Consider the following 12594-nt stretch of genomic DNA (forward strand, 5'->3'; position numbering starts at 1 on the left):
CTTAAAAAAAATCGGAATAGATATGTCGGATAAAGAGTCCTTAAATTAAAATTCAATTAGAAAAAAGTGTCCAGTTATTTGCGTTTAAGACAATATTACTTTCTTGCCATTCGTTGGCTTTTGCTTCTTCTTTCTCATTTTCTATTGAATAAGTATTAACAATTGACCAATTGTTTTTTGAAGAATCATATTTATAAAAAAAGATTTTTCTTGGTATTAAAGGAGTGTAAGGAGCATCCATCTTTGGCGTTTTTTTCATATTTTCTTTTGGAGTATGAAAAACCCAAACATCAAATTCATTACTTAGCAGTTTAAAAGATTGTTGATTCAGATTTTTTTCAATTTCCGCATCCACATCTTTTCCTTTATATTTATTTTCCTGTTCAGAATACCATTTTTCATTCCCACTTTTTGGAGACAAAATAAACATAGTTTCGCCATTAGTGTATTTAAAATCAAAACTTCTGTAGATTCCATTATATTTTGTGGAAGTAATTCCTTCAAAATCGTCAATAGGATAATTTATAAAATTTATTTCTGGCGTGCTCTGCTCAGTTTTTTTTTCTGAATGTTTACTTGTTGGCTGTATTTTTTTTTGACAGCCAACAAACTGAAATAAAAGAAAAAGTATGATTATTTTAATTTTCATTTGTTATAATTTTTTAGTGTAATTTTTTGGTCTAAAGTATCCTATCCATCCTTTGTGTCCCCATAATGCACCTTTCAATCGGGTATATTTAGCAGTTCTGGAATTTCCAGTTCCCCAATATCCACCATTTTTAACTTGATCTTTTTCGCTAACCGCTCCACGTTGCCTATAGCTTCCAAAATTGTTACTACATCAGTTGATGAATCATATGAATAAACAATTCCTGTGTGTCCTGCATCACTTCTTCGCCAAACAAAAATATCTCCTCTTTCAGGAGTAAAGTTTTCTCCATCACTACCTGCAACAAAATCAATATTATTATTTCCAATAACGTTTCTGAAAGCTTTTTCCGTTTTCATACTGTCGGTTGTCATATAAATTATTGAAGATGTTATTCCTAATTCATAAAGATATCGGCTTACAAATTCAGAACAATCCAAATTAGCAAGTCCATCTTCAGAATCATCTGTTCTTAAATGATTTGTTTCCTGTTTATAAGTATGATGCTCATCGGCAATTTTTTTCATTTTATTAAGAACTCCATCATCATCACCTTTTACTTTATCATCAACAATATTTAATAATTTGCATTCCTTAACACGGAAGATAAATTTCATCGAATCTTTTTCCTTAACTACATGAGAAGTATTAGTATTTTTGTCATCTTCGTACCATGTCCCTCCAATTAAATTTGCAATCCTTTTTGTTTTTGATTTCGTTGCACTATTAATTATTTTTATAACATTTCGACAAGCATCTTCTGTAACACCAACTTTGGCAACCGAATGCATTTTGTGTAAATCCCAATCTCCAAGTCCTGATAATAAAGCTTCGGTAGCTGTTAACTTCCCATCATATTTTCTACCCTCTTTAATGTCTAAAAATTGTTTTCCTACAACCTTATTTACATGAGTTTGGATTGTAGAATAATTATATCGTCCTTTTATCTGTAACATTCCTCTTCCACGAAATCTCCATCCTTCATTGTCATTTTCATTTAAACTCTTATTATCTGCTGGAGCTTTGTTACCTAAAGATTTAGCTTTTGGATCAAGACCATATACAAAGTTTGCTATTTTTATTTGTCTATCGATAGATAATGCACCTTCATCTTTTTTCCGTCCAAGATCATTTGCCATTTCTATACCAGTTTTTCCACCAAATAAATAGGATGAAGAAACATTTTTAAAACCAGTAGATTTTAAGGCAGCAATATTGTAATTCATATTTTCACCATTTATTGCTGGTGTTAGAGAATCTCCACTTTCTTGCTTAGATTGTGCAAAAAAATGTGCTTTTAAAGTACAAGTGTTAACATTAAACTTTTTGCAATATTCATTGAAAGAAGTTACAACTTCTGTTATTAAGGAAGTTTCTTTAAGGCCAGGAAAAACAGCTGTTAGTTCTGCCTCTGTTAGTTTTGTACATCTTGGACACTTTTCCTCACTTTTTGAGCTATCAGGTATACTATCCACTTTTGTAGAACTAACAATATCTTCACTAATAATAGTCGGCAATTGATCAAATATCGCCTTTGCTTTAGCTTCTGCATAATCATGAATTTCACCTCCTAATTTAGAAGCACCTTCTGACAAACGATTCCAAATCCCTTTCTCCTCTTTCTTACTTACAGGTTTGCTTGCTGCAGGAGAACCTTTCGCCTTTGCTGGAGCTTGTTGTTTTGTGGCAACTGATTTCTGAGGTTTTGGAAACGGATTGTTAATATTTACATTTTCTGTAGCATGTTTATTATTTTTAAAATATTCGACAGTAACATAAAATTCCAATTGTTTCGTATCTGCTTCTCCTTGCATTGCTTTGTGCATCAACGCTTTGGAAAGTGTAAATTCTACTATTGCAAAACCTTTCGAGTTTATTTTGCCTTTTTTAGAATCTATAAAAAGATTTTTAGAATTATGTCCAGATTTTTCTGCATCGTCTTCCCATAATGTGAAAACCAGTTCATTACCAAATAGACCTACACAATTTGCTTTTGCTCGTAGCTTTTCCATGAAACTAAATGTAGATCCTTTCGTATCGTCTACATATAATAATTCTACTTTAGTGATTTTTGTAATTTTGCTCGACGCAGGAATTACTATTATTTCACCTACTGATTTTGCGTCAAAATCATCGCTTCCAAATTTTGGTATTGCTTTAAAAACTTCAAGCTTAAATTCTTCACCAATTACTTTTTCACCGAATTTAAAGCTAACTTTCTGTCCCATTTTCGGTGGCTTAGCAGTAATATTCACCCATTTTCCTTGCTTTTTTTTCCAAATATTCCAAACATACGTTGCATTGGAAGAATTAAAAATATCTAAACTATCAGAATATTGATAAATCTCGTTGTTTCCAACTACTGGATTTTGTGTTCCGTTAATCATCTTATTTAATTTAGGTTACTCATAATCGTTAGAATAATCTTCACTAATTTCTTCCTGAAAATCCTCGAAATCCATAATAGGATTATAAATATGCTGTTTTCTCGCATCCGCATTTTTCACATTACTTTTCCCGGCTTCACTTTGTTGACCGTGTTTCATGATGGTTATTTTTCCACCAATGGCGCACTGAAGTTCAGCAATTTCTGTGAGGCAACTGTATCCCATTACTTTTACTTTATCATAGGATTTTTGCGATTTTCCTTTTTGTATGGGAAAGTATTTGGTTTGGATATGTCAAAGAGCGATTACTTTGTATATAAAAAACTGCTTGAAACTAGCAGTTTTATTTGAAATTCTAATTACATTTTTCCGCAATATTATTAGCGTTAAAATTTTCATATAAAATTTCTCCAAAATTTTTATTGGTGCATAATCTTTTATCTTTTTTACCATTACTCCAATCAGTATTCTTACCATATTTAAATAGAAAAATTTTTTTCAAAATTAAATCATATTTAAATGTAATATATTTTGATGAAATATATTGATCGGGAATTTCATTTGAAAGTTCTATTGTGAAGTAAGAATTTTTAACAACGACTTTTTTAAAAGCATCTGCAAAATTATTTGGATAAATTTTGTCATTTACAAGTATATTGTATTTTTTATTATTCTTTTTTATCAATACAACTATTGGCGCAATCTTGGTATCTGGATTTTGTGCATCAATTTCTTCATTATTTCCAAAAGTGATTATTTGGTCAGGTAGTGAATCGTTATTTAAATCACATTCCAAATTATTAACTAAAAAATATTGTTTTCCCGAAATTGAATCAATAATTCTTTTCATTTCTGAATTTCCTGAATTTTCCTTGGTGAAATTTTGATTAAAAAATTTTGTATACTCATTTCGAATATTTACTAAATCCAATGTTTTGTAATAATTGTCATTAAAGAATATCACATACCAAGAACTCTTATTTTTAGGTATATGTACAAATTCACCATTAATCTTGTACCCAATAATTTTATCATCAACATTATTAGTATATTTAATTTTAAGTGAATCTAAATATTCTGTTGCAATAGCATAATAAGCATTAGCATCATCTGCGATTGTGTAAAAATCATCACCTTTTTGCATTTTTAGTTTTTCAATATTTTTATCACTTGGAGAAATGAATAAAATAGATTTGCTGTCCAAAAAAATTGTATCTGAATTTTGTTTTTCGTTTATTGCATTTGTGAGAGAAATGTTTTGTTGTTTTTTACAGGATGTAAAACACAACAAAAAAAGTAAATAAGTTGTAAAAGTCTTCATAACTATTGTATTATTTCAAGATGATAACATCCATTTTCATCAAGTACGTTGCTAATTCTTGAAGTTATTGTTTTCTTAAAATCTTTCGGGTTGCTCATTTCTTGTGTCACGTCAAAAACATTTACAACTTTTGGATCACCACAGTGTCTCGAAACTTTTGATGGACCAATTTCTTTTATTTTATCTTCCATTTCTTTTATGATGCCATTTTTGTCTTTCCCTTTATTTTTTGCAGATTCATAAGCGTCTAAAACTCTTTGACCAGGTGGTTTATAAGTGTTTCTATGCTTTGTCATTCCATTCTTAACTATATTATCATACATTATTCGTGCTTGATTATAAGGGTCTCGAGCAGTGCTTGTTACTGTAATTAAATAATTTTTAGTTTGTTCACCAACATCTTTTAATATATTTAAAGATTTTTCACTCACAACAGCCTTGTCCGCATTTACGCCAAATTTAATTATAACTTTAGAATCTTTTGCGGGCTCATCTTTTTTATTTTCATTTAGTAAACATTGATCTATCTTAAACACAATAGGAGTTGTTTCATCGAAGCATTTTTGTTTTTCATCATAATTGGTAGTGATTTTTTTTTCAGCTGCATTTTTAATATCAACATTATTTCCAATAAAAGGGCAAATTTTTCCTTTAACATCTTTTGTTCCTAAAGTTAGTTGATTTAGTGCTGTACCATTTTTATTTTTTTTCCACATAAAAAATATCATTGAGGTGGAAACGCCTAAACTTATTTTTTCACCTACTAAATCAGGACTACTCAAAACATCAGTATTTTCATATTTTAATGTGTACGGTTTGCAAAATGTATATATTTCCCTCCCTGTTATTTGTATTAATCCCCTTCCCCTAAAATTCCAACCATCATCTCCACCCAAATTACCAAGTTCTTTTCTATTACTGTAAGCTATGTTTGCTATCATTTTTTTATCTGCCTTAAAACTATTTTGCTTACTTCTACCATATTTATAGGCCAATTGATTCGGAGGACCATATCTTTTTCCCGTTAAACTAAATGCTGTGAAATTATCTGGAAGTGCTTCTGCAGAGTAATTAAATCCTTCACCTTCTTTCAAATTTAAACTTTTGCCACCTTCAACCATTGCTTGGGCAAAAAAATGTGCTTTATTCCAACAAGTATTCATTTTCAATTCTTTCATATACTTATTGTAAGTATCTGCAACAATCTTTAGTTTATCAGGAGTCGCATTTAGAAATATAGTTTTTAAATCATCGGAAGTAATATCCTTATTACATCGCGGGCATTTTCCTTCTTCCTCATTTGTATTCTCTTGTACTTCAGTTTTCTTCACCATCGCTGTACTCCTCACATTATCCACTTTCGTGCGTTTATCTTCGTCATCTATACCAAAATTTACAGATTTTGCTTTAGTATTCAGGGGAATTATTTCTATATAATATTGTTGTTGGTCTTTGTCAGAATCACCAATATAATTCCAATTTGCATCTATTCCTTTATTATATTTCTCCTGGGTGATTATTAATGCTGGTGTATCACTTATGTCATCAATAATTTTCATTTTTGGACTGGTGAAAATTCTATCGTCAAGCGCATCAATAGTATCTTTTTCCCAAACGATGTATTGAATATCCTCTTTAATCATATTAACAGTCTTAACTCTAATTCTTACAGAATCCCCAACTTTAATTCTTTGAGTAGGATTACCCTTCGAATCTATAAAATAAGCATGCGTTATTTTACCTTCTTTGTCAGATTTTGGTGGCTTATTGGAAGTTCCGGAAAAGATAGCACTATCTCTTTTTGGTTGAGTACCAGAAATGGCAACATTTACATTCACTTGGCTTGCACCTTGTATTCTTCCTTCATAAGTTGCTGTCACGTAATATTCGTGGTTGGCACCTTCGTTTTTATCTCCCGCAGATAAATATTTATCTGCAATTCCTTTTAAAACTTTATCGTTGGAAAGTAACGAAATTTTTGTTTCAGCAATACCTTTTTCTTTTAATTAAAATTATAATCGTTTTATTTTATAATTAGTTTTATCAATTTGATATTTTTCTGTTTTTTGAATTATGCTGGAATCTACATTTTTTCCAGAACTATAATTTAAAGTGATTAAAAAATTCTTCTCAATTTTAAAATCTATGTAATTATCTGTGGTTCCATTTTCTGTTTCCACAGTTTCACTTTTCCCTATCAATAATTTATCAAACATTTTATTGTTTTTAAAAGTAACTAAATACCATCTTTCAGTATCACCTTCGAACCATATGATGAAAATATTTTCATTAATTTCTAAAAGTGATGAGGGAATTTCTCCATCAATATTTATGTTATTGTATTTTGCGGGAACGGGATAATCCAAAATTTCAATTTTGCTGCCTACTATTGGTAAATTGATAACATTCTCATTTTCCTGAATAGCAGATGATTTTTTACCATAAAGCATTGTCGATAAATCATCCGCAAATTTTTTAAATGAATTTTGTCCGTTTATGCTTTGTGAGGATAAAAAGTCTTCCTTTTCACCTACACGTTTAATATTTTTTAATTGATTTGAACTATCATAATAGAATACATAACTTTCATTATAAGATTCCGATAAAGTTTCATCAATATACACATCAACATTAAATTTGACTTTCACATTTTGCAAATTTTTTTCTGCTTGTTTTGCAATGTAAGTCATAGCACAACCAGAACCGCAACTTAAGACAAAAGAATTACCTTTCATTTTGTCTAAAGTGACTAAATTATCAAAAGTTTCTATTAATTCTTTTGGTTCTTTTTCATTTGACATTGAAATCTTTGACTGTAAATTTTGTTTTGTAACAGGTTTTTTACATTCAAATAGCAAAAATATCACTGCTATTATTAAGTATTTATTCATTTGCATTTTTTGAATTTTTAAGTGCATTTTTTATTTCCTCTGGAGTAATATGTGACTTATTAAAACCATCGTTAGCATAATAAGATTCACCACCGATAGCGGTTCGTTTCGTTCTTGATAATTCTTTCCCTTTTTTATCCTTTACAACTTTATCACTAATTTTTTTACCTTTCTCAACTCCAACACTTGCCCACTCTTGTGCAGAAGCATACATGGCATCTTCAATTGATCCTTCACCTTCTAAATAAGCAATTATTTTAGGTCTTTTTATTTTGATTAAATATTCATCAAATATTTTATCTTGCATTTCTTCATCTAAAAATGCGCTTAAATCTAAACTTAAACTATTAATGGCCCCACTAAATGTTTTCGGTATTAATTGATATCTTCCAACTGCGAAAACATCTCTATCTTTTTGTTTTGTTTGAATATCTTTTATTGTCATTTCTACAATTTTCAGATCTTTAATTTGTTTATATCCACCTTTTGTTTTATTACATATATTGTAATTATCCCCAGATTCTTCTTTTGCAAGTAAATTTCCAAATTCACTGTGTGCCCATTTAAATTTATTCTTCTTACTATCTACTTTCTTCAAACGTGCTGAATTACCACCCCCACATAGACACATGTCATTAAATCCGAGGTCATTTGCAAGTTGCACTATACTTTTACCAATAACAGCATTTTGGGTTTTCACAAAAAATTTATTTTCGTGATATTCTAAAGCAAAATCTCTACAATCAACATGTACATAAGTTACAGCACCATCAGATTCTTTTTCTAAAGCGAACATATTTGGATTTCCCCACCATTTTGCGTTAAGATATTTATTAAAAATATCAGTTCGTATTTGATTTGCATCGCTTGCCAACTTTGTTCTTTTGCCATTTTTATTAAAACGGATATCAGCAGCTTTCCCAAAGTGGTTTGTTGATTTTCTATTATGAAAATTATTATCAGCCCAACAACGATACCCTCTGTTCACATCATATTTACTATAAACAGATTTGGTAAAATCTAAATAAAATTTCATTGCACTTACAGCCCATAAAGTCGAACGATGCATTCCTGGATACTCATATTTTCGATGTGGTTCAGTAATATTTACTTTTAAATATTGTTCTGAATACAATCCTTTTCCCCATCCTTCAGGACATCTATCAACTTTTGCAGCTTTATCTTTTTCCCCAGAATTGTTTGGATTTTGACACGGACATTTATAGTCGTTAATTTGTTCTGTATATTTATTACAAAAATCATCAATAGCCTTTAGAACATTCCCACAAACCTTTCCAGTTTCAGGGATTTTCATGTAATCACGTTGAAACTGCTTAACCATCTTTTCAGAGTTATTCGTAAATTCATCTGTGGGAACATTTCCTCCAAAACCTGCTAATCGAATATTAATTTCTCTTATTAATTCACTGTTAGGGCTACCAATTTTTATACAAAATTTTTCGCCGCAATTTTTTGTTGTAGTTTGTGCTTTAGGTTTAACCACCGCTGTACTCCTCACATTATCCACTTTCGTGCGTTTATCTTCGTCATCTATACCGAAACTTACAGATTTTGCTTTGGTATTCAGGGGAATTATTTCTATATAATATTGTTGTTGGTCTTTGTCAGAATCAGCACTATAATTCCAATTTGCATCTATTCCTTTATTATATTTCTCCTGGGTGATTATTAATGCTGGTGTATCACTTATGTCATCAATAATTTTCATTTTTGGACTGGTGAAAATTCTATCGTCAAGCGCATCAATAGTATCTTTTTCCCAAACGATGTATTGAATATCCTCTTTAATCATATTAACAGTCTTAACTCTAATTCTTACAGAATCCCCAACTTTAATTCTTTGAGTAGGATTACCCTTCGAATCTATAAAATATGCATGCGTCACTTTGCCTTCTTTGTCAGATTTTGGTGGCTTATTGGAAGTTCCAGGAAATATGGCACTATCTTTTTTTGGCTGTGTACCAGGATTTTTAACATTTACATTCACTTGGCTTGCACCTTGTATTCTTCCTTCATAAGTTGCTGTCACGTAATATTCGTGATTGGCACCCTCGTTTTTATCTCCCGCAGATAAATATTTATCTGCAATACCTTTTAAAACTTTTTCATTGGAAAGTAGCGAAATTTTTGTTTCAGCAATACCTTTTTCATTTACTCTGGCAATAAATTTTTGTGGTAGTTTGTTGTTTTTATTAATTTGTGGATTATGTCCTTTTCCTTCGGCATCATCTTCCCACAACTGAAATTCTACTTCCTTATTAAACATAGTGATACAATATGCTCTTGCTGTCAAATAATCTTTGTAGGTTGCTTTGTTGGGGTCTTTTGCTCCATTATTGAACAATACTACTTTAGTGATTTTTGCAATTTTGCTCGACGCGGGAATTACTATTATTTCACCTACTAATTTTGCGTCAAAATCATCGCTTCCAAATTTTGGTATTGCTTTAAAAACTTCAAGCTTAAATTCTTCACCAATTACTTTTTCACCGAATTTAAAGCTAACTTTCTGTCCCATTTTCGGTGGCTTAGCAGTAATATTCACCCATTTTCCTTGCTTTTTTTTCCAAATATTCCAAACATACGTTGCATTGGAAGAATTAAAAATATCTAAACTATCAGAATATTGATAAATCTCGTCGTTTCCAACTACTGGATTTTGTGTTCCGTTAATCATCTTATTTAATTTAGGTTACTCATAATCGTTAGAATAATCTTCACTTATTTCTTCCTGAAAATCCTCGAAATCCATAATAGGATTATAAATATGCTGTTTTCTCGCATCCGCGTTTTTCACATTTCTTTTCCCTGCTTCGCTCTGTTGGCCATGTTTCATGATGGTTATTTTTCCACCGATGGCACATTGAAGTTCGGAAATTTCTGTGAGGCAACTGTGTCCCATTACTTTTACTTTTTCATAAGGTTTTTGCCATTTTCCAACGGGTGCATACGAACAAGGTAAATAACCGCCAGAAGTAGGTTGCAATTTGCAATTGCCAAATGGCATTGCCGGTGGATCTAGCATCACATCTTCTTCCGTAACGGCGAGATAATCTGCTTCTCCTTCGGCATCATTCCAATAATGCTTTTGGTGACTGGTTACTTTAAATTTTGGGAATTTAAAACCTTGGTCGCATTTGCACATGGCTTTTCTGGAAGATGGGTTTTCAAAATTTCAATGAACGGATATCTTAAAAAAGCATACTTTCGAGTGCTTTTTAGTTTAAAATATATTTGGTAGAAAAGTATGATTACAATTTTTTTTTTCAAAAAATCACTTGCTTTTTTCTAATTTAATTTCGGTGTTGTAATTCGATTTCGAATCTGCAACGATTGGACTTTTCAAATAATAAGTTCCCTTTTTATAATTTATCTCCCCTAAAAGATTAAGATTTGAATGGTCTGAAAAACCATCTCCATCAATGCTTTGTTCAAATTTTAAAATTAAAACACTTCCTTTTCCTTCAATGGTGCATCGATCCGTAAAGTATGCTTTATATCCCAATCCAGAAAAAGTACATGTATTATTTTTAACTTCTAAAGTATAATCAATAGACATTTCTGAATTTTCATCTAATTTTCCATAATCTACATTTAGATGATAAGTACCTTCCCAATTTATTGATTGTGTTATGTTTGAAATATCATCATTTTTTTTTATTTTTGAGATTGAATTCTGCACTTTTATATTGGGAATTTTTAACATCGATAATAAATCGGATAATCTTGTTATATTTTTTTCTTCAGATCCATCAAAAATTAATTTTTCATTCAGAAACATCCATGAATTCTTATTATTGTCATATAGATAATAAGTCTTCTTGTACGGATAAATGTAATCGTAACTGTTTTTTAAAAGATATTTAGGTTGAACAAATTCTGCAATTTTATAATATGCGTCAAAGTTAGATTCTAATTTTTCTTTTATCAATTGGTTTATTTTAATATCTTCCTCTTTACTTGTTTCAATTCCCATATATAATGATAGAATTTCATTATTTTCTCTCCAAAAATTTTGACTTTCCGATTCTTGAGCAATAAAATTTACTGAAAATTCACCTAAACTATTACTTCTATAAAAAAATGTAGGATATTCATGATGAGTATCTAATTCATAATTTGTAAAATATTTTCTATCAAGAAAATTTATTGGTGAAGAATTTTCATCAACTAGTTTTTCAGTTAATTCTGTGATATTATTCTTATTCTGCCCATCACAGTTTACAACGCTGTTTAAAGTAAATATAATTAGAATAATACTTAATATTTTTTTCATTCTATAAAATTTATGGTATTACATTTCCTTTTTTATCAAATTTTGTCTTCATACTTTTTCAGCATCCATTGTTCCTCCTAATTTAGCGCATAATTTACCATCATTTCCTCCGGCGGTTGAATATGATGTTCCTGCTTCCATATGAACATGACGATTAACAATATCAACAGCCATTGCATTTCCTGTACTACCAGAAAGTCCAATAACTTGTCCATATTTTACTTTTTGTCCAATTATAACATTCACTTTAGAAAGATGTGCATAATATAAATAAATAATATTTCCAGAGTTATCTTTTGATTTTATAATTATAGTAATTCCGTAACTACTAGCCTCATAACCTTTCGAATTTCGTCCCTTATTTAATTCATCTTGTGGTAAATCATTCCTAAAATGCACAACTTCGCCACACAACATGGAATGTACTTCTGTTCCAGCAACAGCTAAAATATCTACACCGTCATGTGATTTTCCAGTACTTCTTTTTTCATTATGATATCTATGATGATTTTTATTTCCACTTTGGTTATTAATTTTTGGATTAGTAATTACATCAGAATACTCAAAACATTGGGAACAATATTCTGCGCATTTTGATATTTCTGTGTAAGATAAAGTTAAATTAAAATTTTGACTATATTTTGTGCTGGTTTCCACGTTTAAAATATCGCAGTTGAACTTTTTACTAAATAAAACCTTTCCATCAATTTCTACATCTAATTCATTCCCAGACTTATTTTTTTTAACAATCAAAAAATCTAAAACTTTATTATCCTTTAAATTTATATTATAACTGTTAGAACCAGAAACAGTTTCAGTTAGTCCAATTTTATTATCTTCTTCATCCACATTTTCTTCTTCATCCATATTTTCTTTTGCTTTAAGAAAATATTTTTTACATTTTGGTGAATCACAGCCTAAAATTATAGTATTCTTACCATCATATAGCGAAAGATATATAATACCCTTGAAAAACTGGACCACTATTTAAGTTGAAATTATTAACTTTAAATAGTCGGAAAAAACATGAGAAAAACGAGAAGAAAATT

10 protein-coding genes are annotated in these 12594 nt (G+C 30.1%); all 10 read right to left on the reverse strand.

Going from position 1 to position 12594, the window contains the following annotated elements:
* Window positions 1-52: 52 nt before the first annotated feature.
* Window positions 53-649, reverse strand: coding sequence for a hypothetical protein (locus HNQ03_RS15450; protein ID WP_173780597.1), 597 nt, complete (start codon window positions 647-649; stop codon window positions 53-55).
* Window positions 650-723: 74 nt separating this feature from the next.
* Window positions 724-3036 (reverse strand): CHAP domain-containing protein, encoded by a 2313-nt coding sequence (locus HNQ03_RS15455; RefSeq protein ID WP_173780598.1) that lies wholly within the window; start codon window positions 3034-3036, stop codon window positions 724-726.
* A 15-nt stretch (window positions 3037-3051) separates the two neighbouring features.
* Complete coding sequence (locus HNQ03_RS15460; RefSeq protein WP_317170383.1) at window positions 3052-3327, reverse strand: PAAR-like protein; 276 nt, start codon at window positions 3325-3327, stop codon at window positions 3052-3054.
* Between the two features lie 64 nt (window positions 3328-3391).
* Window positions 3392-4180 carry a hypothetical protein gene (locus HNQ03_RS15465; protein WP_173780600.1) on the reverse strand — a complete coding sequence of 263 codons (789 nt, stop codon included), beginning with the start codon at window positions 4178-4180 and terminating at the stop codon, window positions 3392-3394.
* A gap of 179 nt (window positions 4181-4359) precedes the next feature.
* The gene (locus tag HNQ03_RS15470) at window positions 4360-6237 is read right to left on the reverse strand and encodes a hypothetical protein (RefSeq protein WP_173780601.1); all 1878 of its coding nucleotides are present in this window, start codon (window positions 6235-6237) and stop codon (window positions 4360-4362) included.
* 132 nt (window positions 6238-6369) lie between these two features.
* Window positions 6370-7158, reverse strand: a complete 789-nt coding sequence (locus HNQ03_RS15475) for a hypothetical protein (RefSeq protein ID WP_173780602.1) — start codon at window positions 7156-7158, stop codon at window positions 6370-6372.
* 82 nt (window positions 7159-7240) lie between these two features.
* Window positions 7241-9946, reverse strand: coding sequence for a peptidoglycan-binding domain-containing protein (locus HNQ03_RS15480; protein ID WP_173780603.1), 2706 nt, complete (start codon window positions 9944-9946; stop codon window positions 7241-7243).
* Window positions 9947-9961: 15 nt separating this feature from the next.
* A complete protein-coding gene (locus HNQ03_RS15485) occupies window positions 9962-10414 on the reverse strand; it encodes a DUF4280 domain-containing protein (RefSeq protein WP_173780604.1) in 453 nt (150 codons plus the stop codon).
* Between the two features lie 129 nt (window positions 10415-10543).
* Window positions 10544-11545, reverse strand: a complete 1002-nt coding sequence (locus HNQ03_RS15490) for a DUF5991 domain-containing protein (RefSeq protein WP_173780605.1) — start codon at window positions 11543-11545, stop codon at window positions 10544-10546.
* A 48-nt stretch (window positions 11546-11593) separates the two neighbouring features.
* On the reverse strand, window positions 11594-12412 hold the full coding sequence (locus tag HNQ03_RS15495) for a M23 family metallopeptidase (protein ID WP_173780606.1): 819 nt from the start codon (window positions 12410-12412) through the stop codon (window positions 11594-11596).
* Window positions 12413-12594 lie beyond the last annotated feature (182 nt).

Source organism: Frigoriflavimonas asaccharolytica, from assembly GCF_013294015.1.
Lineage (GTDB): Bacteria > Bacteroidota > Bacteroidia > Flavobacteriales > Weeksellaceae > Frigoriflavimonas > Frigoriflavimonas asaccharolytica.